Source organism: Leeuwenhoekiella sp. A16 (assembly GCF_047946675.1).
Lineage (GTDB): Bacteria > Bacteroidota > Bacteroidia > Flavobacteriales > Flavobacteriaceae > Leeuwenhoekiella.
Genome location: NZ_CP172313.1, coordinates 2176598 through 2200466 on the forward strand (window position 1 = coordinate 2176598; position 23869 = coordinate 2200466).

At 37.8% G+C, this 23869-nt stretch carries 15 protein-coding genes and 1 tRNA gene; 9 read left to right on the forward strand and 7 right to left on the reverse strand.

Annotated elements, in window-relative coordinates:
* Positions 1-224: 224 nt before the first annotated feature.
* On the reverse strand, positions 225-3071 hold the full coding sequence (gene polA, locus ACH3O9_RS09420) for a DNA polymerase I (protein WP_416439741.1): 2847 nt from the start codon (positions 3069-3071) through the stop codon (positions 225-227).
* An 800-nt stretch (positions 3072-3871) separates the two neighbouring features.
* Positions 3872-4861 carry an isoaspartyl peptidase/L-asparaginase family protein gene (locus ACH3O9_RS09425; RefSeq protein WP_416439743.1) on the reverse strand — a complete coding sequence of 330 codons (990 nt, stop codon included), beginning with the start codon at positions 4859-4861 and terminating at the stop codon, positions 3872-3874.
* Between the two features lie 141 nt (positions 4862-5002).
* Here ACH3O9_RS09425 and ACH3O9_RS09430 point away from each other — a divergent pair, with 141 nt between their 5' ends.
* The 3 genes from ACH3O9_RS09430 (at position 5003) to ACH3O9_RS09440 (ending at position 8262) form a co-directional block, all read left to right on the forward strand.
* Positions 5003-6223, forward strand: a complete 1221-nt coding sequence (locus tag ACH3O9_RS09430) for a metallophosphoesterase (RefSeq protein WP_416439745.1) — start codon at positions 5003-5005, stop codon at positions 6221-6223.
* A gap of 213 nt (positions 6224-6436) precedes the next feature.
* On the forward strand, positions 6437-7879 hold the full coding sequence (locus tag ACH3O9_RS09435) for a cell wall anchor protein (protein WP_416439747.1): 1443 nt from the start codon (positions 6437-6439) through the stop codon (positions 7877-7879).
* 86 nt (positions 7880-7965) lie between these two features.
* On the forward strand, positions 7966-8262 hold the full coding sequence (locus tag ACH3O9_RS09440; protein ID WP_416439749.1) for a thioredoxin family protein: 297 nt from the start codon (positions 7966-7968) through the stop codon (positions 8260-8262).
* On the opposite strand, the gene ACH3O9_RS09445 is transcribed toward ACH3O9_RS09440, so the two are convergent.
* Positions 8259-8927, reverse strand: a complete 669-nt coding sequence (locus ACH3O9_RS09445; RefSeq protein ID WP_416439751.1) for a polysaccharide deacetylase family protein — start codon at positions 8925-8927, stop codon at positions 8259-8261. The two genes, ACH3O9_RS09440 and ACH3O9_RS09445, sit on opposite strands and share 4 nt — an antisense overlap.
* On the reverse strand, positions 8928-12212 hold the full coding sequence (locus ACH3O9_RS09450) for a protein O-mannosyl-transferase family (protein ID WP_416439753.1): 3285 nt from the start codon (positions 12210-12212) through the stop codon (positions 8928-8930).
* Between the two features lie 199 nt (positions 12213-12411).
* Between ACH3O9_RS09450 and ACH3O9_RS09455 the strand changes: the two genes are divergently transcribed.
* Positions 12412-12484, forward strand: a tRNA-Gln gene (locus ACH3O9_RS09455).
* A 170-nt stretch (positions 12485-12654) separates the two neighbouring features.
* On the opposite strand, the gene ACH3O9_RS09460 is transcribed toward ACH3O9_RS09455, so the two are convergent.
* The gene (locus ACH3O9_RS09460; RefSeq protein ID WP_416439755.1) at positions 12655-13011 is read right to left on the reverse strand and encodes a hypothetical protein; all 357 of its coding nucleotides are present in this window, start codon (positions 13009-13011) and stop codon (positions 12655-12657) included.
* 102 nt (positions 13012-13113) lie between these two features.
* A complete protein-coding gene (locus ACH3O9_RS09465) occupies positions 13114-13947 on the reverse strand; it encodes a universal stress protein (protein ID WP_416439757.1) in 834 nt (277 codons plus the stop codon).
* 172 nt (positions 13948-14119) lie between these two features.
* Here ACH3O9_RS09465 and rimP point away from each other — a divergent pair, with 172 nt between their 5' ends.
* From rimP to infB, 3 genes are read left to right on the forward strand one after another with little or no spacing between them, the layout of a single operon-like run.
* A complete protein-coding gene (rimP, locus tag ACH3O9_RS09470) occupies positions 14120-14584 on the forward strand; it encodes a ribosome assembly cofactor RimP (protein WP_416439759.1) in 465 nt (154 codons plus the stop codon).
* Between the two features lie 11 nt (positions 14585-14595).
* Positions 14596-15825 (forward strand): transcription termination factor NusA, encoded by a 1230-nt coding sequence (gene nusA / locus ACH3O9_RS09475; RefSeq protein WP_416439761.1) that lies wholly within the window; start codon positions 14596-14598, stop codon positions 15823-15825.
* A gap of 54 nt (positions 15826-15879) precedes the next feature.
* On the forward strand, positions 15880-18669 hold the full coding sequence (infB, locus tag ACH3O9_RS09480; protein WP_416439763.1) for a translation initiation factor IF-2: 2790 nt from the start codon (positions 15880-15882) through the stop codon (positions 18667-18669).
* A 73-nt stretch (positions 18670-18742) separates the two neighbouring features.
* Here the strand turns inward: infB and ACH3O9_RS09485 are convergent, their stop codons facing one another.
* Positions 18743-19129: an SPOR domain-containing protein gene (locus tag ACH3O9_RS09485; RefSeq protein ID WP_416439765.1), complete on the reverse strand. Its 387-nt coding sequence runs from the start codon at positions 19127-19129 to the stop codon at positions 18743-18745.
* Positions 19130-19348: 219 nt separating this feature from the next.
* Here ACH3O9_RS09485 and ACH3O9_RS09490 point away from each other — a divergent pair, with 219 nt between their 5' ends.
* Both ACH3O9_RS09490 and ACH3O9_RS09495 read left to right on the forward strand, forming a co-directional pair.
* Positions 19349-20695 carry a c-type cytochrome gene (locus tag ACH3O9_RS09490; protein WP_416439767.1) on the forward strand — a complete coding sequence of 449 codons (1347 nt, stop codon included), beginning with the start codon at positions 19349-19351 and terminating at the stop codon, positions 20693-20695.
* A 58-nt stretch (positions 20696-20753) separates the two neighbouring features.
* A complete protein-coding gene (locus tag ACH3O9_RS09495; RefSeq protein ID WP_416439769.1) occupies positions 20754-23834 on the forward strand; it encodes a TAT-variant-translocated molybdopterin oxidoreductase in 3081 nt (1026 codons plus the stop codon).
* The last annotated feature ends 35 nt before the right edge of the window (positions 23835-23869 follow it).

Genomic DNA, 23869 nt, shown 5'->3' on the forward strand with positions numbered 1-23869 from the left:
GATTTATTTTTCTATTAAACATTCCATTTCCTGCCGAAACTAATCGGAAAACAGGGGTGCAAATGTACAATTATATATTTATTTGACAAACAGCAAGTGAGAAATCTTTAATAGCAGTTTAAGGGCTGTCTTTCAGTTGACTAATTTTAGCTGATAAGTGGTAGGTAAATACTTAAAGCAGTTTTAATTTTAATGACTGTTTATGAATGGGTATTTTGGCTAATTTAATGTGCTTCCAGCCAGTTTTCGCCTATACCTAAATCTACATTTAATGGGACGGTCAATTTATAGGCACTTTCCATTTCTGTTTTAATCATTTCCTGAACTTCTGCTAATTCGGGCTTATACACATCAAAAACCAATTCATCATGTACTTGTAGCAACATCTTGGTCTTGTAGTTACCATTTTTCAGATTTTGATGAATCCTTATCATTGCAATTTTAATGATATCTGCAGCGCTCCCTTGTATAGGGGCGTTAACCGCATTGCGTTCTGCTGCCCCACGTACTACGGCGTTGCTTGAGTTGATATCTTTTAAATACCTGCGTCTTCCCAGAACTGTAGAGACGTAACCATTCTCACGAGCAAATTCTATTTGCTCACTAATGTAATTACGAAGTTTAGGGTAGGTTTTATAATAAGTATCAATGAGTTCTTTTGATTCGCCACGAGAAAGCTCAGTCTGATTGCTTAACCCAAATGCAGAAACACCGTATATAATACCAAAGTTTACTGTTTTTGCATTACTACGTTGTTCACGGGTAACATCTTCAAGAGCAACGTTAAAAACCTTAGCGGCTGTAGAAGCGTGGATATCCTGACCTTCCTGAAAAGCCTTTATCATGTTTTCTTCTTCACTTAAAGCAGCAATAATGCGCAGTTCTATTTGAGAATAATCGGCTGCCAGAAGGGTAAAATCGGTATTTCTGGGTACAAAAGCTTTCCTCACCTGCCGACCTCTTTCTGTACGAATTGGAATATTTTGCAAGTTGGGATTATTAGAGCTTAACCTTCCGGTGGCTGCAACGGTTTGCATATAATCTGTGTGAACTCTGCCGGTAGCGGGTTCTATTTGTAAAGGAAGCGCATCTACATATGTACTTTTTAATTTTGTAAGACCACGATAATCTAAAACATGCTGAATTATAGCATGTTTTGGCGCTAAGTAAGAAAGAACATCTTCTGCTGTAGAATATTGACCCGTCTTGGTTTTTTTAGGTTTATCAACAAGTTTAAGCTTTTCAAAAAGTATTTCTCCCAGTTGTTTAGGTGAGCCAATGTTGAACTCTTCACCCGCTTCTGCATAAATATTTTTTTCGAGAAAAAGTATATCTGTATCAAGGTCTATTGCGAGATCTGTAAGGAATTTCCTGTCGAGGTTAATCCCTTCAAGTTCCATATCTGCTAGAACCTGTAGTAACGGAATTTCGATCTCATTAAATAATTTTTGTGTGTTTGCGTCTGTAAGTTCCCTAGTAAAATATTCTTTAAGCTGAAGGGTTACATCAGCATCTTCTACCGCATATTCGGTTTGTTTTTCAAGAGGCACATCCCGCATTGATTTTTGGCTTTTACCTTTCTTGCCTATTAAACTTTCTATAGAAACCGGGGTGTAGTTTAAATACGTTTCGGCAAGTACGTCCATATTATGACGCATATCAGGATTGATAAGATAATGTGCCAGCATAGTATCAAAAAGCTTCCCTTTGAGCCTGACATCATATTTAGCGAGAACTTTAATATCATATTTCAAATTCTGACCAATTTTCTCTATTTCCTGATTTTCAAAAAACGGTCTTAATTGCTCAATAATCGCCTGTGCAGCGCTTTTATCGGCCGGAAAAGGAATATAAAAACCTTTACTTTTTTCCCATGAAAATGAAATTCCTACCAGTTCTGCTTTAATGGGGTCAATATCTGTCGTTTCGGTATCGAAACAGACGGAGGTTTGTTGCAACAAATTTTTAATGAAAAGCGTCATTGCCATGCCGGGTGCAATGCTTTGGTAAAAATGCTCAGTATCTTCAATTGTTTTACGCGTATTGCGTTCTACAATATCTGAGGTATCTCCACCAAACAAAGAGTACTGGCCGGCACCTGCACCGGCAGCTTTCTCTGCTGAAGAAATTAATTTTTTAGCTGTTTCAGTATTTGATATGGCCGCCCCAACGGAAGCATCTGCCTCACCTGAAAATATTTTAATGAATTGATCTTTAAGACGTCTAAATTCTAGTTCGTCAAAAATCTCTTGTACTTTATCTGCGTCAGGCTGCGAAAGCTCGTAAGACTCAGCATGAAACTGCACATCGCAGTCAATCATAATAGTCGCCAGCTTTTTTGAAAGAATACCCAGTTCGGCATTTTCACTTACTTTTTCTTTCATTTTACCTTTTAGCTTATCTGTATTGGCTAAAAGGCCTTCCATAGAGCCAAATTCTTTAATGAATTTTTTTGCGGTTTTATCGCCTACTCCCGGGAGCCCCGGTATATTATCAGACGCATCTCCCATCATACCCAGATAGTCTATAACCTGTTCTGGTCTTTCTATCTCAAATTTCTTTTGTACCTCTGGTATTCCCCATATCTCAATACCATTACCCATTCGAGCAGGGCGATACATGAAAATATTTTCAGAAACCAGTTGTGCGTAATCCTTATCTGGTGTTACCATAAATACCTGGTAACCTTCTTTTTCAGCTTGTTTTGCGAGAGTTCCTATAAGGTCGTCTGCTTCAATCCCTTCTATTTCTACACAAGGTACATGCATAGCTTTAAGGATATTTTGAATAATAGGGACAGCTATGCGAATAGCTTCTGGAGTTTCATCGCGATGAGCTTTGTAAGCTTCGTACATTTCTACACGATCTGCACTTCCGCCTTTATCAAAAGCAACTGCCAGATGATCTGGTTTTTCGCGCTTAATAACATCAAATAAAGAATTCACAAAACCCATAATGGCAGAAGTATCCTGACCCTTTGAGTTTACTCTGGGGTTTTTTATAAGGGCGTAATAACCTCTAAAGATTAAAGCGTATGCGTCGAGAAGGAATAAGCGTTTTTGCTCTGCCATTTAAATAAAAATTTTGAAAGATTTCAAAAATAAGAAGATCGGCAGATAAAAGAGTAGTTATTTCTTAAAAGCTTTTTATTCCTTTTAGTTGATGAATAAAGCAATTGAAATTTAGAGGATAAGGTGTAGAAGTAGCTTTTGACTCGATTTGTATAAATAAAGAAAGCCAGCTACAAGTGAAATTAGAGTAGTGAAACGCTTCGCTCGATGTTAAGTTAAAATTCACTTTCAATGCCACATTGCTTGTGAATGTTCTCCTAACTATTAAGAGTATTGATTTTCATCTCGCTCACCACCCCAGAATTATATAAATAAAGAAAGCCAGCTACAAGAGAAATTAGAGTAGTGAAACGCTTCGCTCGATGTTAAGTTAAAATTCACTTTCAATGCCACATTGCTTGTGAATGTTCTCCTAACTATTAAGAGTATTGATTTTTCATCTCGCTCACCACCCCAGAATTATATAAATAAAGAAAGCCAAAAGCCAGCTACAAGAGAAATTAGAGTAGTGAAACGCTTCGCTCGAGGTTAAGTTAAAATTCACTTTCAATGCCATATAGCTTGTGAATGTTCTCCTAACCATTAATAGTATTTGATTTCACCTCGCTCACCACCCCCAGAATTATATAAATAAAGAAAGCCAGCTACAAGAGCTGGCTTTCACCCCAAATCATAATTGATTATTACAAGTCAATTACAACAGCGTTAAATATTTTCTGCCTTTTAAGCGTATGCAAATATAACTATTTTTTTAAAACTACGTAGAAAATGATAATTCGAGTTTACTAGTAAAAAGTTAATTATTTTAAATAACTTTTTACCTGAATATTTTGATTTTCTGCATTTTGATATTTCATCATTGTGAAGCCGGGGTGGATGCAGTAAGCACCTGTTTCACCATTTCTGTTGATAGCAATATAGGCAATCTGAAAGTTCTTATAGCCCTTATTTTTTTTCACTATTCTATTTATTGCCTCTTCACATGCTTCTTGTGGAGACATGCCATTGCGCATTAATTCAACTATTAAAAAGCTGCCTACGGTTTTAATCACTTCTTCGCCCATCCCTGTTGCAGCAGCGCCGCCTACTTCATTATCTACAAAGAGACCGCTGCCTATTATGGGAGAATCGCCTACGCGACCTTTCATTTTATAAGACAAACCTGAAGTTGTACAAGCCCCGCTCAAGTCACCGTTTTTATCAATTGTGAGCATGCCAATCGTATCATGGTTTTCAATATTAATAATTGGCTTGTAATTAGAGGTTTTAAGCCAGTTTTGCCAGGCTTCTTTAGATGCTTGGGTGAGAAGTTCTTCTTTTTTAAAGCCAATAGAGTATGCAAATTCTTCTGCTCCCTTTGCTGCAAGCATGACATGCGGAGTTTGTAACATTACCTCTTTTGCCAGAGCAGCTACGTTTGTTATATTTTCTACACAAACAACTGAGCCGCAGTTGCCATATTGATCCATTACACAGGCGTCGAGGGTTACATTGCCTTCACGATCTGGAGCGCCGCCTTTGCCTACGGTTGTATTTTTAATATTTTCCTCTTCAATGGCAACGCCTAATATTGCTGCATCCAGAGCCGATTTTCCTTCATCTAAGGCGGTTCCTGCTGTGAAATTGGCTTTAGTGAATTGCCATGTGCAAATTGCTATTGGGTCTGGTTTTGCTAAAGGCTTATCTATTATATGTGCAGTCTTTGCCATAATGTTTTTAGTTTCTAATATTCCCATAGCAACAGCCAGACTGGTAAGTGTACTTCTACTTAAGAATTTGCGTCTTTCCATCAGGTTTTTGATTTAAAGTGTAAGATAATATTTAAGTTTTTATTAAATCAAAGTAAAAATCAATCTTCTTCTAAAAAATTGGGAATCCTTAAAGATTTAGGATTGTCATCTTTAGTAATATTGCTTCCTTAAAATTATGTTATGCGTTGGTTCATATTTATAACCCTCTATATATTCATTGATATCTATGCTTTTCAGGCATTTAAAACGGTTACCAAAAATCAATGGATTTACGGTTTCTATCTTGTTTTATCACTCGTCGTACTAATTAATTTGATCTATCACCTGTCTCATATGGATAGATCGCAGGGCTTTACCACGCCTACAATGTACGCTATGGGTTTTCTGCTGGCCTTATTTGTACCTAAGCTGATATTGATTTTCGCGATGTTTGGTGAAGATGTAGTGCGATTTTTTGTAGGGGTGTATCATAAATTTATATCTGGTGAAGAAGATTTTACAATGCCTTCCCGGCGAAAATTTATAAGTTCTATTGCGTTAGGTATAGCTGCCATTCCTTTTGCTTCTTTGCTTTATGGGATGTACAGAGGTAAGTACCAATATCGTGTTCTAAATTATCAATTGTTCTTTGATGATCTTCCGCCTTCTTTTGATGGTTATAAAATCACCCAGATTAGCGATATCCATAGCGGTAGTTTTGACAATCACGAAAAAGTAAATTATGCTGTTGATCTAATTAATAAGCAACAAAGTGATGTTTTACTTTTCACCGGAGATTTGGTGAATAATATGGCAACTGAGATGCAGGAGTGGAAGGAGGTTTTTCAAAGATTAAGTGCAAAAGATGGCGTATTTTCAGTTTTAGGAAATCATGATTATGGGGATTATGTAGAATGGGAATCAAATAATGCTAAAGAAGAAAATTTGCAGGCATTAAAGGATTTACAACGAGAGATGGGTTGGGATCTTTTACTCAATGAACATCGTTTTTTAGAAAAGGGAGGCCAACGAATTGCTTTAGTAGGTGTTGAAAATTGGGGCGCAGGTGGTTTTAAAAAAGCTGGTGATATTGATAGGGCTTCAGAAGGCCTAGCCGAAAATGATTTTAAAATATTAATGAGTCATGATCCTTCGTATTGGCAGGAGAAATTAAAATCTCATCCTAAAAAGTTTCACCTTACGCTGAGTGGTCATACGCATGGTATGCAATTTGGGATTGAAATACCAGGGTTTTTAAAATGGAGTCCTGTACAATACCGTTATGAGAATTGGGCAGGTTTGTATAATGAGAATGATCGCTGGATAAATGTAAACAGAGGGCTGGGATATTTAGGTTATCCTGGTCGAGTGGGTATTTGGCCGGAGATCACAGTAATAGAGCTCAAGCGAAAACCTGTTTAAAGATATTTTATTCTGTAATATATATTACTTGTAATTTTTATTTAACAGTGATAGAATCTACTTGTGTCTTATAAGGTATTGATAATGTGAAGGTTATTTTGACGAGTATTTAGTTAAAAATAAATTATTATTGAGTAAAAACCTTAATTTGTCATAGGTGAAATTATGAGACTTTTCGGTTTATCTGTTAAAGCCTTATTTAAGAGGAAGAAGATGCAGGTAAAATTACTTTTAGTCATAATTTTTACAAGTTGTTTTGGTTGGTATGTCAATGGGCAAGTTGGGATAGGTACTGTAACACCAGATCCTTCAGCAATTCTTGATATACAATCTACCAAGCAGGGTTTTCTGGCACCCCGCATGACTTCTGTTGAGCGTCTCGCTATAGCAACGCCGGCCCAGGGTTTACTCGTTTACGATAATGATGAAAATTACCTGTATTTCTACAACTCTTCAAATAGTACCTGGGAGAGAGTTCTTACTAGTCATATAGAGCGGGATAATTATGTTCTGGTAAAAAGCGAAAGTGACTTTCCTGCACCTTCTGGGGGCGCAATAGTATTAGACCCGAGCACCCTTTATGAAATAAACGGGGCAATTTCTCTTAGTAATCCTATAAACTTAAATGGCGCATACATTGAAGGTGTTGATTCTAACGAAGATAAATTAATTGCAAATGGCGGTACGGTTTTTTCGGGCGGTGGTGGTAGTGTGAGAAATATCACGTTAAGCGCGCCCTCAGGAACTATTTTTAATCTTGATGGGCAGGGTAGCGGTAGCTTTGTTATGCAGAGTTCAATTGTCACGACTTCTGCTAACGTAGGCACAATTGCAAATTTTAATCTGGTCTTCATGAACGTGATTCAATACATATCAAACAATGACGGTCTTGAATATAAAGATATTGATCAACTACTGCTAAATAATCAGGGGTGGTTTGGTAATAATCAAGGTACCTATGAAACATTTAGCGGTGATTTTAATTTAATAGAGAAGGTTAGTGGTTTCTCACAGGTGCTCCTGGCTACAGGTGCTACTGCAGTAGATGTTACAGGGGTTTCTAACCTAGCCGGAGATGGTATTCTGCAAAGTGTTGTGTTTTATGGGGATGGTAATTATATTAATGGTAATTCGCCATACAATGGCTATAATTTTACAAAAGACTGGGCAGTGGTTTGCGAGGGCATACCTGTAGAAAGGGATGAGAATGCCTCAGGTAATTTCTATTATAATGGTAGTCTTACTTCGGGATTTGCTCAAGCCATATCTGCAAATACACCTACTAAAATTACAGGTGATGCATTTAGTAATACTACAACTGCGAACAGTTTGTTTAGGTTTACAGCACCTGCTTATAACATGCTTGTTTACGACGGTAGTAAAACCCGGGATATGCAGGTTAATGCATCTTTGTCTATTCGGGTTACAGGGGCGACGGGCGACTTCTATGCGTTTATAATCGCTAAGAACGGAGCGGTAATTACAGAATCAAATTCTGTTGTGCGTATAAATAATGATTCTGACATTCAAAATGTTGCTCTTAACAGCATCGTAACTATGACACCAGGCGACTATATAGAATTATATGTGCAGCGTCTAACGGGGAACGGGAGTGACGATCTGGTGATATTTTCTGAAAACTTAAGCGTTAAATAAATCAGCTATCTTCTAGCTGGAAATTATAGCAAAAAAGCCGTTTTTCACGCATAAATAGTATATTTAGGGAATCAAAATGGCTAAATATGTCAAAATTTGGATTGCTGATCGATCAGGAAATTCCGGTTCTACTGGATTTTTATACCGAATGGAATGAACAGTCAACAGCTATGCATCCCGTATTGCGAGATGTGGCTGCAGCTTTGGGTGACAGGGCTAAAGTTATCAAAATTGATCTGGATAAAAACCCGGATCTTGCAGAAGCTCTGCGTATAAAAGGTTTACCTACTCTTATGATCTATAAAAAGGGTGAAATGAAATGGAGACAAAGTGGGGAGCAAGATGCTAATACGCTTATAGGTCTTATGCAGGAATATGTTTAAAGCATTTTAAAAGTATAACCTTTCTCTGTGTAATACTTCAGGATTATAGGAAGAGCTACCTTCATATTATTTTCCGCTTTTATGCTGTCGTGAAAGACTAAAATACTGCCTGATTTTGCATTCCTTATAATATTTTCAGCACATTTTTCTGGTGATACCCTTTTATCCCAATCGTAAGCAATTACATCATACATTATGATCTCGTAATTTTTCGCCTTGAGCGATTTTGCCTGTTGTCGTGTGATCTTTCCGTAAGGTGGTCTTAAAAGCTTTGGAAATATCACCGATTTTTGCCCTTCTAAAGCCGATTTTTCTATGATTTCTTCCGCTTTTAAAGTATTCTTAATGTAATCTTCTTTTTGGGTTTTCCAGCCTTTTAAGTGATTATACGTGTGATTTCCTACTCGATTGCCGCTTTTGAGAAGCTGAGCAAAAACTTGGGGATGTTTTCTAATATTATCTCCTATACAGAAAAAAGTGGCTTGGGCATTAAACTTATTAAGGATATCAAGTACCCATGGTGTTACTTCCGGGATAGGACCGTCGTCAAACGTGAGGTAAAGGATTTTTTCTTTTTTTACCTCGTTAAATTTATCCCAGACATACCCGTTATAATACCATTTTATAATCTCTGGTACTTTAACGGGTAAGGGGATAAAAGCCATTTACTTAAGACTGTCAATTACCGCAGCGGGAATAGATTCTTGTTCTGCGGCAGGTAGCAGATCTGTATCTGTAGGGATTTCTTCATCTCTATTGTAGAAATGTTCAAATTTACGCAGATAATCATTAAATTCTTTTGCTTTGTCTTCAAGGATATCGCGGTCCTGGTTTATGACTAAAATATCGACCAGACTTCTATAGCGCTCAATATCTGTGATGATCTCTTCGGCATATTTATATTGTCTGTCTAATTCTAAGGAGCTCCAGTAATCAAGTTTCTCCTTATAGATAGTTGCCAGTTCATTCCATATTTCACGCGCTCTTTCTGTTTCACCTATTTCATAATAGCCATTTATATAAGGTTCAAGAAGTGTGTAGTATTCAAACTTGTCTACCGGCATTTTTTCCATTGCCAGATCGAGCAGGTCTTTTGCTTTCTTGTATTCCTTTTCAGCAATTAGCTTTTCTATACCACGGGCTATATTACCTCTATATGTAATACCGTTTCTTCGTGTTTCAGTATCATGATATATATCTGGATCACCACTGTTACCCCAATACCAGTTCATTACTATATTGTAGAACTTATCAGGATCTATTCTTCCCATGTCATAAGGAGAACGAGGATTGATAGGTGTTTTTATAGGTACAAGTTTGTAGCATACACCGTCAAGTTGAAGGTAATCTTTCATCCATAAATAATCATCATCGCCAAAACTGCCTCCTGTGAAATAAATAGGACGCTTCCAGTCATTATTGGCTAACACATCAAGCATCAACAATCTATTCTTATAAAGAATATCACCCTTAATTGTAAGATTTATTTCATCTACAATTGAATCTGCATCTTTTTGAGGTACGATATTATTCTGTAATACTGTGTTTTTATCTACAGGAATACGAATATGCTGTGTAGGAAAGGAATGAATCATTGTACCACTTTGCAACTCTTCCATCGTACGGGGGTCATCACTTGCTACCCAGTTCATCCATGTCTTGATATCGAGGGTATCATTAGGGCGAATGGGGGCGTACCAAATAGCATCCCTAGTACCCGCCATATATTTGTCATGGCTTAACTGTGATGGTATAGGATCGCTCTCGTAAGCCTTGCGTTTCATATCGTCTATGTACCATTCTGTCTGGAATAGACTTGTATTAACTATGCGCACATCTCTGCGATATCCTTCAATTTCCTGTGCATACCATAAAGCAAAGGTGTCGTTATCTCCTATTGTAAATAAGATCGCATTGGGATCGCACGAGTCTAAATACATTTTTGCCATTGCCAGAGCAGTTTTTCGCCCTGAGCGGTCATGGTCATTCCAGTTTTCTTTTGCAAGTACAACAGGCACGGCTAATAAACAAACAACAGTAACAACCGGCAACACAATTTTTGGGTTTAAATACTTTTTGAGCATATCATAAAGCGCATAAACACCCATGCCTATCCACATAGCAAATACATAAAACGATCCTACCAGTGCATAATCGCGCTCTCTGGGTTCAAATGGTCTTTCGTTTAGGTATATTTTAAGCGCAATACCGGTAAATAGGAAAAAGACCAGCAACACCCAGAAATTCTTCTTGTCTCGGCTTGCCTGAAAGACCAGCCCAAGCAATCCTAGAATCAATGGTAAAAAGTAATAGGTATTTCGGGCTTTATTATTAAGCACGTCGCTGGGCAAGTTGTCTTGTGACCCTAGTCTGGCTTCGTCAATAAATTTAATGCCACTTAGCCAGTTGCCGTGTAAATCATTGTATTGACCTTGTATGTCATCTTGTTTTCCTGTGAAATTCCACATAAAGTAGCGCCAATACATGTACCCAATCTGAAAGTCGAACAGGTAGTTTAAGTTATCTGCAAAAGAAGGGCGTTCTACGTCTATGTAATCTCTTATTTTCATAAGAAACGATTGATAGCCCTCATTGTCGACCCGGCCCTGAGCATAATCTGACCTAAATTGAGCGATTGCCTGCTGTAATTCCTGATTTGAAGCGTACTCTGGTTTTACTGTGAACTTTAGCGGACCCGTGAATTGCATGTAATTAGCAATATGCTCTGTGCTCCACATGCGCGGAAGAAATGACTTATGCCTGTCATCTGTATTTTGAACTGCATTTTTCCAGTCATTTACGATGATGTATTTGCCGCTTTTCTCGTCTTTCTCGTAATTGGGCTTATCATCTGTGTATGGATTAACAGGATCTAAACCACCAAATATCTCTGTAAATTGTGGGCCATAAAATAAATGCGTTTCAGGATATTGCTCTCTGTTGTAATAAGCCAGTAGCTCCCTTGCATTATTGGGATTGTTCTCATTGATAGTGGTTCCCGCATTTGCACGTATAGGAAGCATTAGCCAACTTGAAAAACCTATAAGAATAAAAAGAATACATAAAACCAGCGTGTTTAACTGGTAGTAAGATTTCTTTGTCGTAAAATTTAAAAGGTAGTAGAAGGCTGCTATAAAGACAATACCGGCGATAATTGTCCCGCTGTTAAACGGCATGCCCATTTGATTAACGAAAAATACTTCTGCATAACCAAAGAAGCTTAAAGTGTACGGAAGCAGTAATTTAAATATGAACATTAATATGGCCACTACAACAATGTTTGCCACGATAAAATTCTTTACGGTAACTTTTTTATAGTTCTTAAAGAAATACAAGAAGCCCATCGCAGGGATGGTAAGTAAACCCATAAAGTGCACCCCAAATGATAATCCTACCACAAAACAGATCAACATCAACCAGCGATTACCACGTGGTTTAAACATATCTCTTTCCCACAGTAAAGCCAGATAAAACATCAAAGCGAGAATAAAAGTCGCCATGGCATAAACTTCTGCTTCTACCGCGTTAAACCAGAAACTATCTGTAAATGTATATGATACAGAGCCGATGAAGGAGCTGGCAATAATTGCCCATGACTTAGAAACTGTTAATTCTTCATGTGATCTTCTCAATAGTTTTTTTAGCAAAAGCGAAATTGACCAGAACATGAACAACACTGCAAAAGCAGATGCTAGACATGACATAAAATTCACTGCAACCGCTACATGAGCACTGTCTGTTGCAAATGTTGAGAAGAATGCACCCAACATTTGATATAAAGGTGCTCCCGGCGGGTGGCCTATCTCTAGTTTAGATGAGGTTGAAATGTACTCCCCGGCATCCCAGAAGCTAGCTGTGGGTTCTACTGTGAGAGAAAAGGTTGTGAGAGCGATTGCGAAAGCAAGCCATCCAAAGATTTTATTGTACTTCGAAAATTTGAAGTCAGTCATAAGGCCAAAATTAACATGGGCGAATTTAAGAATTAATACCTTAAAGAGTTTTGGTTTTTCAAGAAACGCTTTAAAAAGGAAGTTATTTTTAGATAGCTTTATTTTTTTCATTAAAAGTTTGTGCAAATCAAAGTTTGTTTTAAATTTGCACCCGCATTCGCAGCTTCTGAGAATGTGATTGTGATTTATCACAAGGTAATGGCCTATGGTGTAACTGGCAACACGTCTGGTTTTGGTCCAGAAGAGTCTAGGTTCGAGCCCTAGTAGGCCAACAAGAATTTAATCCCGATTTCATGTAGAAGTCGGGATTTTTTTTATTTGTAATATTCTGATTAGCTAAAAAGTCTTAAGTAATTGAGACTTGCTCAGTGAAAAGGCAAGGTTATAAATACGAAATCCGGCTATTTTTGCCGGATTTTTGATATAAAAAGACCGATTTTTCTTAAAGGCTAAACATATTACCTTCTACTGTTGCGTAATAGTTGAGCATGTTTAAATAGAAGTTTCTGTTAGCAGTGTCCTGCGCTACACAGGCTTTAAGGAATTTCTCTAATTTTTCTACGCCAACTTCCATGGTTATGTATTGCTCTTTTATGGCGCTTGTGCAGAGTTTTATATTTATCTGTATTGAATCTGACAGATGTTTTAATTGTACATCTTCAGATTTAAAGAACTTTTTTAAAATTGCTCTGTGAAATCGCTCAAACTTGATTGTATGATCGTAGTGTGTATGAGAGCAACTATGATCAATGAGTTTATGAATCTCTTCTACGATATTTTCTGTTTTGTTAGTTTCCATAGCGATAGGTTGTAAATTTTTGTTTGAAAATACATGCTATGGTGTTAACAAAGTACTAACTGTGATTTATTTAAATATTATTTAACGACTTTTTATTTCAAATTAGATTTTAAACGTTACAACCGGTCTTTGAGCGTGATTAACAAGGTCTTCACTAATAGAGCCATTTAAAAAATGGGCTAAACCTTTGCGCCCGTGAGTGCCTATTCCTATGAGGTCTGCTTTTATAGATTCTGCAAAGTTAAGAATCCCTCTTTCTACGCTTACATCGTTGTAGATAGTTAATTTCTGACTTTTTTGTCCTATTTTCTTTAAAAAGCCTTTGCAAATAGAGGTGATTTCCTGTGTTGTTTTAAAACGGTTAGGCGTATTAACGTAGAGCATGTGAAGGCTGGCTTCTTCAGATTGGGCAAATTTAATTGCTTCCTGTATAGCCTCGAGACTTTCTTCCTGAAGATCTGTAGCGAAAACAAAATTCCTGATATTGAATATATTTAGCTCGTTTTTTATAACAAAAACGGGGATTTCTGAATGTCTCACTACTTTTTCGGTGTTAGATCCTATGAAAAATTCCTGTATACCGCTCATGCCATGTGAGCCCATAACTATAGCATCTATGTTATATTTTTTCACATAAGTCATAATGCCTTCAAAAGCACCGTCAAACTCGGCTGTCTCGTATATTTTAATGCCTTCAAGGAAGGGCGCTTTTAAGATGTTGCTAAATTTTTTATGAGCCAGTTTCATGTAGTATAAAGCTTCTGGTAACTGGCTCTGGTGCTGAGTGGCAGGACCGTCTATGAGCACTTCTGGCATCTCGAGAAGGTGAAGTAGATAAATATCTGCCTTGTAGCGACGAGCCAATTGAGCAGCTGCCTTAAGAGCATTTAGCGCCTGAGGTGAAAAATCTGTGGGGACCAGTAATTTTTGTATCATAATTGAGCGAATTAACAGGTTATGATTAACTTTGAGGCAGTTATCTAAATTTACAATTTTATTAGGTGTCCCTGTCTATTTTATATCTTGATAATTATTGTTATATTTGCACCGTTGAAATCAGAAAAAATAATTGAGGGGACACATAAAGTCCCCTCTTTTTATAGGAAAAATGTTTAGGGAAAAAGTACAAGCCTTGGTAAATGAGGCATTAGAAGAGAATAAATCCTTGTTTTTGATAGATCTTACAATACAGGATAATAACGCAATTACTGTTATTATAGATGGTGATAATGGTGTTACTGTTTCAGATTGTATAGATGTAAGTCGCAAGGTTGAGCACAATTTAGATCGTGATGAGGAAGACTTCTCACTAGAAGTTATGTCATCTGGAGCTACAGAGCCTCTAATTAACAAGAGGCAATACAAAAAGAATATAGGTCGAGATCTTGAGGTTAAACAAAAGGATGGATCAAAAATTGAAGGCCTTCTTGAGGAGGTTTACGATGACAGCATAAAACTTACCTGGAAATCTAGAGAAGATAAACCGGTAGGTAAAGGCAAAGTAACAGTTATAAAAGAGTCGATATTGAATTATGAAGATATCGCTCAGGCAAAAGTTAAGATTAAATTTTAAGACTTATCGATATGGAGAATATTGCGTTAATCGAGTCATTTTCTGAATTTAAAGATGACAAACTCATCGATAGAGTGACGCTTATGGCGATACTTGAAGAAGTATTTAGAAGCACCCTGAAAAAACGTTTTGGTAGTGATGATAATTTTGATATCATTATTAACCCTGATAAAGGAGATTTAGAGATATGGCGTAACCGTGTTGTGGTTGCAGATGGCGAAGTGGAAGATGAGAATTCTGAAATTAGTCTTGCTGCTGCAAGAAGAATAGAGCCTGATTTTGAAGTAGGTGAAGATGTTTCTGAAGAGGTTAAGCTTATTGATCTGGGACGTCGTTCTATTTTGGCATTGCGTCAAAACTTGATTAGCAAAATTCATGAGCATGATAATACAAACATCTATAAGCAGTTTAAAGAGCTGGAAGGTGAGTTGTATAATGCAGAAGTACACCATATACGTCATCGCGCTATCATCCTTCTTGATGATGAGGGTAATGAAATTATTCTTCCTAAAGAGAAGCAAATACCTTCAGATTTCTTTCGCAAAGGCGAAAATGTAAGAGGTATTATAGAAAGTGTTGAGCTAAAAGGCAATAAGCCGGCGATTATAATGTCGCGTACTTCACCACTTTTCTTAGAAAAATTATTTGAATCTGAGATTCCTGAAGTTTTTGATGGTTTGATCACGGTTAAGAAAGTTGTGAGAATACCAGGAGAAAAAGCTAAAGTGGCTGTAGATTCTTATGATGATCGTATTGATCCTGTAGGTGCCTGTGTGGGTATGAAGGGGTCGCGTATTCATGGCATAGTTCGTGAATTAGGTAATGAGAATATTGATGTTATCAATTACACAAATAATCTTCAGTTATTTATTACACGCGCACTTAGTCCTGCTAAAATCACTTCAATCAAAATGAATGAAGAGAAGAAAACGGCAGAGGTTATGCTTAAACCTGAGGAGGTTTCTAAAGCAATAGGGCGCGGTGGTCATAACATTAGACTTGCGGGTCAGCTTACGGGTTATGAGATAGATGTGTTTAGAGAAGGTGTTGAAGAGGATGTTGAACTAAGTGAATTCTCTGATGAGATTGAAGATTGGATCATCGCAGAGTTTGCTAAAATAGGTCTTGATACTGCTAAGAGTATTCTTGAGCAGGATGTTGATGATCTGGTTAGAAGAACAGACTTAGAAGAGGAAACCATACAGGATGTTATGCGTATTCTTCGGGAAGAGTTTGAATAATACTAGGATAGTACTGGTTTTTTAGGTTAATTTTACAGCGAATTAAAGCAATTTATGGCAGAAGTTAAAAACATGAGGTTGAACAAGGTATTACGTGAACTTAATATTTCACTAGATCGTGCCGTTGATTTTCTTAAGGAAAAGGGGCATGATATAGAGGCACGTCCTACCACAAAGATCTCTGCCGAAATCTACGGGGTGTTGTCTGATCAGTTTCAGACTGATGCCAATAAAAAAGTAGCTTCTAAGGAGGTCGCAGAAGAAAAGCAGAAAGAGAAAGAGGCGCTAAGGGTGGCCAGAGAAGAGGAGTTAGAAGAAAAACGCCAAAAAAGAACACCTGAACCAGAGCCTGAGAGTAATTTGATCAAGGCGAGAGCTAAATTAGAAGGTCCTGTTACTGTAGGTAAAATAGATCTTGATAAGAAAGATCCTGCTAAGAAAGTAGAAAAGGCAGAAGTTAAAGAAAAAGAAGAGGTTAAGCCTGAGCCTGAGGTTGAGGTTGAGAAGCCAAAAGAGGAAGAAAAACCTAAGCAGGAAGAAAAGGTTGTAGAGCAGCCTGAGGTTGAAGCTCCCAAGCCTGTATCTGTAGAAGCTAAGAAAGAAGTTCCTAAAAAGGCAGAGGTTAAAAAAGAAGAGCCTAAAAAGGAAGAGCCTAAGAAAGAGGAACCAAAATTAGGCGATGATGTCTTAAAGACTGATTATAAGAAATTAGAAGGCCCCAATTTTACAGGTCAAAAAATCGATCTTTCTCAGTTCAAAAAACCTGAGAAAAAGAAAAAACCTGCTGCGTCATCAGATGATGATAATAAAAAACGCAGAAGAAGACGTATTAGCAAAGGGCCGGCTACTCCTGGCGGAGCTAAAAAAGGTACAGCCGGCGGTAGAGGTGGCAATACTTCAAATAACAGACGTAAAGGTCCTGTTGTAAAAGAAGAGCCAAGCGAAGAAGACGTACAAAAGCAAATTAGAGAAACTCTGGAGAAACTTCAGGGTAAATCCAGTAAAGGTAAAGGGGCGAAATATCGTCGTGATAAAAGAGATCAACACCGTCAAAAAACTGAAGACGAACAGGCTCAGCAGGAAGCGGAAAGCAAAGTGCTTAAGGTAACAGAGTTTGTTACTGCAAGTGAGGTTGCTACTATGATGGATGTGCCGGTTACCAAGATCATCTCTGCATGTATGTCTCTTGGTATGATGGTGACAATGAATCAGAGACTAGATGCTGAAACGCTATCTATTGTTGCTGATGAATTTGGTTATGAAGTAGATTTTGTTACTGCAGATCTAGAAGAGGCTGTTACAGTTGCAGAAGACAGACCAGAAGATTTACAAACTCGTGCTCCTATTGTGACTGTAATGGGTCACGTAGATCACGGTAAAACGTCACTTCTGGATTATATACGTAAAGAGAATGTTATTGCAGGTGAAAGTGGTGGTATTACGCAGCATATTGGTGCGTATGGTGTTACTCTTGAAGGAGGACAAAAAATTGCTTTCTTAGATACACCGGGTCACGAAGCATTTACTGCGATGCGAGCACGTGGTGCTCAAGTTACAGATATTGCAATTATTGTAGTTGCAGCAGATGATGATGTGATGCCGCAGACAAAAGAAGCTATTTCGCATGCTCAGGCTGCGGGAGTTCCTATTGTATTTGCAATTAATAAAATTGATAAGCCCACTGCTAATCCAGATAATATTAAGCAACAATTGGCAACAATGAATTTGCTTGTTGAAGATTGGGGCGGTAAAATACAGTCGCATGATATCTCTGCTAAAACTGGTCAAGGTGTTAAAGAATTGCTTGAGAAAGTACTTCTTGAAGCTGAGTTGTTAGAGCTTAAGGCAAATCCTGATAAAAATGCTAATGGTACCGTTGTTGAGGCTTTCCTAGATAAAGGTCGAGGATATGTTTCTACAATCCTTGTTGAAGGTGGTACTTTGAAAATTGGTGATTATGTTTTAGCTGGTACACATAGTGGTAAGGTTAAAGCAATGCAGGATGAACGTGGTAAAGAAGTTAAAGAGGCCGGGCCTTCATCTCCTGTGTCTATTTTAGGTCTTGATGGTGCGCCTCAGGCTGGTGATAAGTTTCATGTGATGAATGATGAGCGTGAGGCTAAAGATATTGCGGCTAAACGTACTCAATTACAACGCGAGCAATCTGTAAGAACACAACGACATATTACTCTTGATGAGATTGGTCGTCGTATTGCTCTTGGCGAATTTAAAGAATTGAACATTATCCTTAAAGGTGATGTTGATGGTTCTGTAGAAGCTTTAACTGATAGTTTCCAAAAACTATCAACAGAAGAAATCGCAGTGAATATTCTGCACAAAGGTGTAGGTGCGATAACAGAAAGTGATGTACTTCTGGCTTCGGCTTCAGATGCCATTATTATAGGATTTAATGTGCGGCCTGCAGGTAATGCCCGTATGGTTGCAGATAAGGAAGAAATTGACATTCGTACTTATTCTATCATATACGATGCGATCAATGATCTTAAAGATGCGATGGAAGGTATGCTTTCTCCAGAAATGAAGGAAGAGATTACCGGTACCGCTGAAATTAGAGAAACCTTTAAAATATCTAAGATTGGTACTATTGCAGGTTGTATGGTTATATCTGGTAAGATATTCCGTAATTCTGGTATTCGTCTTATCCGTGATGGTGTAGTTATCTATACCGGAGAGTTAGCATCTTTAAAACGCTTTAAAGATGATGTAAAAGAAGTAAGTAAAGGGTATGATTGTGGTATTCAGGTGAAAAACTATAATGACATCAAAGAAGGTGATATAATAGAATCTTACCAGGAAGTTGCAGTTAAGAAGAAATTAAAGTAGAACTTTAATAATTACATAGTAAAAAGCCCGTGATATTTTCACGGGCTTTTTTGTATTTAGTCTGTAAGGATAATTATCTCTCAGGTTTAAGAACAAAAGCGTTTGGAAATATTTTTTGTATTCGAAGTAACGCACGATCTGCCTGCAGTCTGTCGCTAAAATTGCCCACCCATACTTTGTAATTGGGAGTCTCATAAACGATAGAGGCGGCATATTGACCAGACTTTGTTTTGTATTTATTATAAATGGAATTAGCCTGATTTATTTCGCCATAATACAGCTGTATTTTATAACGATCTTTAAGTTCATTATCCTTGCTCATTTCTGTTTTTAGGTCTAAAAGAGCAGGTATTCGGTCATCCTGAACGATTTTTGACTGTGCCGATTGACTGTATCCGGAAAAGGTTCCGGCAAGGATAAAAGCACCGATAATAATGATTCTATGAGAGTTAAGTTTCATCTAAGTTATGTTTTGTACAAAAGTAAATGTAATAACTCAAATCGGTGTATTTTTATTATTTAGAACCAGAATAAATTATGTTTTAACGGAATGCTAACACTTCAAAAATCCACTTCTAAGTCTTACTTTTGCCTTCAAATTTGTCGACCCTTCTTTAGCCTATAAGTAGAGGAATTAACTAAAAAAGACGACGTTTTAAGATGACAATCCTATCACACTATGAAACAGGTGAAAAACCTTAATTCAGCTTCAAGAATTGTTTTTATTGGTTTAGCATTATTGCTATCCTTTTCCACTGTAGTACTTGCTCAGGATGCAGAGGCCGCGGCCGATGCAGCCCAGGCAACTGATCAACCGGTTACTTCTGGCGCAGATCCTGCGGCGGGTGAGGCTTTGTTCAAGGCTAACTGTGCAGCTTGTCATAAGTTGTACAGCAGAGCTGTTGGGCCTGCCCTCTTTGGGGTTACAGAGCGTCATGATCGCGAGTGGTTGTACAAGTGGATACATAACAGTCAGGCAATGATTGCTTCGGGAGATCCTGAGGCTGTAGCGATTTTTAATGAGTTTAATCAGACTCCTATGAATCCGTTTCCGCAATTAAGTACTGCGGATATTGACAATATCATGGCGTATACTGATACTCCAAAACCTGAAGCTCCTACTGCTACAATTGATGGTCCTCAAGGTCAATCAACGGGAAGTGGTTCTGGTGTTTCTAATAATATTATTCTGGGTGTACTTGCTGTGATCTTCCTTATGTTGGTTGCTGTCCTATTTCTTGTAAATAATACACTGAGGAAATTTGCAGAGGCTCAGGGGGTAGAACTTCCGGTTGAAGAAAAGCGTACTCCTATCTGGAAGGCTTTTGTGCAGAATCAGTTTTTAGTTTTAGTTACGGTAATCATATTAATGTTGGGCGGTGCATATTTTGCTTACGGCTGGTTAATGCAGGTGGGTGTTGATCAAGGATATCAACCTATTCAGCCAATACATTACTCGCACAAGATTCATGCTGGTGATAACCAGATAGAATGTAAGTATTGTCACTCGTCTGCACGTACGAGTAAAACTTCTGGTATACCTTCTCTTAATGTTTGTATGAACTGTCACAAGAGTATATCTGAAGTAGCTGATGCTTCTTCAGAATTCACTTCTGTTACAGATGAGTATTCTAAAGAATTCTATGATAAAGAAATTCAGAAGCTCTATAAAGCTGTTGGCTGGGATCCATCTACACAATCTTATACGGGTAAAACTGAAGCTGTAGAATGGGTGCGTATTCATAACCTGCCAGATTTTGCTTATTTTAACCACTCACAGCACGTTACAGTTGCTGGTGTTCAATGCCAGACATGTCATGGTCCTATTGAGGAGATGGAAGTTGTTTATCAACATGCTCCTTTAACTATGGGATGGTGTATTAACTGTCACCGCGAGACTAATGTTCGTATGGAAGGTAATGCTTACTATGATAAGATTCATGAAGAGCTTTCTAAGAAATACGGTGTTGATCAGTTAACTGCTGCTCAAATGGGAGGTCTTGAGTGTGGTAAGTGTCATTATTAATAAATAGAAAATTAAGTCTTGATCATATCGGGCTTCTAAATAAATAACAATCAATTTTATGTCATCAAACAAGAAATACTGGAAAAGTGTTGAGGAGCTAAATTCTGATAGCTCTATTGTTGAGGCACTTCGGCAGAATGAGTTTGTGGAAGAAATTCCTACTGATGAGTTTTTGGGAGATAAAGATTCTCTTGAGGCTTCATCTACAACTCGCCGTGATTTCTTAAAATATGTTGGTTTTTCTACGGCAGCAGCGTCTTTAGCCGCGTGTGAAGGTCCTGTTGTAAAATCTATACCTTATGTTATTCAGCCAGAACGTATAACTCCTGGTATAGCAGAATACTATGCTACTACAATGGCAGATGGGTATGACTTTGCTAGTGTTTTGGTTAAAACACGAGAGGGAAGACCTATTAAAATAGAGAATAATAAACTTGCAGGACATGTGGGTAATCCCAATGCCAGGGTTCACGCTTCTGTTCTGTCAATGTATGATACAAAAAGACTTCAGGGTCCTAAAGCTAAAGGTCAGGATATTTCCTGGTCGCAGCTTGATGAGGAAGTTGGTTCTAAGCTTAATAGTTTAGGTGGGAAGCAAATTGCTATACTTACTTCAACTTTGGCTAGTCCTTCTACTTCACGATTAATTGCTGATTTTTCCGGGAGATATTCTGGAGTGAAGCATGTAGTGTATGACGCTATAGGTGAAAATGCGGCTCTTGATGCTTTTCAAAATAAATATGGAACCAGAGCTTTAGCTGATTATGATTTTTCAGATTCTGAAGTTATAGTTTCAATTGGTGCAGATATATTAGGCGATTGGCAAGGTGGTGGTTATGATTCTAGTTATGCTAAGAGTCGCGTTCCTGAAAATGGAGTAATGTCGCGTCACGTACAATTTGAGGCTAACCTTACTTTAAGTGGGGCAAATGCTGATAAGCGTGTTCCTATGAAGCCTAGTGATCAAAAGAAAGCTGTTGCGGCAGTTCATTCAATATTAATGAGTGGCGGTTCAACAAATCTTTCTGAAGAATTAGATCTTGCAGTAAAGCAGGCTGTAGCTCAGTTAAGAAAGGCTGGAAGCAAAGGTGTTTTTGTTACAGGTGTTCCAGATGTAAATGCTCAATTACTTGCTTTAGAAATCAATGAGCATTTAGGTAGCTCTGCAATGGATGTTGCTGCGCCTAAGCTTGTTCGTCAGGGTAATGCAGATGATGTTGCTCAGTTGGTTAGTGATATGAATTCAGGAAGAGTAGGCGCTCTTTTAACTGTGGGGGTAAATCCTGCTTATAGTTTGCCTAATGCTGAAGAATTTAAGGCAGGACTTGAAAAAGTTGATTTAACTGTTGCTTTCTCAATGAAGGAAGATGAGACGGCTAAACTTGCTGATTATATAGCAGCAACTCCACATTACTTAGAATCTTGGGGAGATGTTGAGATAAAAAGAGGTCACATAAGTTTAATGCAGCCTACTATTCGTCCTCTTTTTAATACACGACAATTTCAGGATACACTCCTAAAATGGACCGGTAATAATCTAAGTTATTACGATTATCTTAAATCTAATTGGAGTAATACAGGTTCAAGTTGGAATAAAGCAGTACATGATGGTGTTGCAAAAGGAAACCTGACCGAAGAGCCTAATTTTGTTCAAAATAGTATAACTTCTTCTGAAGGTATGACTGCTGCTAGTGCTGCGGCAGCATTGGTTCAGGATGAAAATACTTCTGGTGGATATGAGTTAGTTTTGTATTCTAAAACAAGCATGGGTGATGGTCAACAGGCTAATAACCCGTGGTTGCAGGAAATGCCTGATCCTATTACCAGAACTTCTTGGGATAATTACCTGACCATGTCTAAAGCTGATGCTGATGCTTTAGAGGTAGAAAATACACACGTGAGTAATGGTGCTCTCAATGGGCATTATGTAAATATTACTCTTGATGGAGTAACTGTTAAGAATGTTCCTGTAATTATACAGCCGGGACAAGCTAAAGGAACAGTTGGTCTAGCTTTGGGTTATGGTAAAAAAGAGGCTATACAGGAGGAGATGCAGGTAGGTGTTAATGCTTATCCTCTTTACAAGAATTTTAAAAACGTACAATCTGTAAGTATAGAAAAAGCTGATAACGGATGGCATGAATTTGCTTGTGTTCAGCTTCAGAATACAATGGCAGGTCGTAGCGATGATATTATAAGAGAAACTACTCTTGAGATCTTTAATACGAAAGATAAAGAGCATTGGAACGGAGTTCCTGAAGTAGATTATAACCACTCTGAGATTGAGGTGCGTGATCGCAATGCTGATATCTGGGAATCTTTTGATGATTCAGTAGGGCCACACTTTAATCTTTCTATAGATTTAAATGCATGTACAGGTTGTGGTGCTTGTGTTATAGCTTGTCACTCTGAAAATAATGTGCCTGTAGTAGGTAAAACTGAAGTACGTAAATTTAGGGATATGCACTGGTTGCGTATTGATAGATACTACTCTTCTGCAGATACTTTTGAGCAGGAGATAGAAGATCTTGAGAACTTACCTGCTTTTGATTCATATTCAAAAGTTGAGAACGCTTCATTTGATAATCCTGAAGTGGCTTTTCAGCCTGTAATGTGTCAGCACTGTAACCATGCTCCTTGTGAAACTGTGTGTCCTGTAGCTGCTATTGGTCACGGTCGTCAAGGTCAAAATCAGATGGTTTATAACCGTTGTGTTGGTACTCGTTACTGCGCAAACAACTGCCCTTATAAGGTACGTCGTTTTAACTGGTTCTTGTATAGTGAGAATGATGAATTTGATTATCACATGAACAATGATCTTGGCCGTATGGTTCTTAATCCTGATGTTACAGTGAGGTCGAGAGGGGTTATGGAGAAATGTACAATGTGTATGCAGTTAACTCAAAAGACTATCTTAGACGCTAAGCGTGAAGGTAGAGCTATTGAGGATGGAGAATTTTATACTGCATGTTCTAATGCATGTGATAAGGGAGCGATTGTCTTTGGTGATGTGAATGATGAAAAGTCTGAGATCCTTAAAAAGAAAAACGATGAGCGTAAATACTATTTACTTGAAAGTATTGGGGTTAAGCCTAATGTTATGTATCAGGTAAAAGTTAAGAATACGCAGGAAGCATAAAAATTTGTTTTAAAAAAACCATTATTAAGTAATAA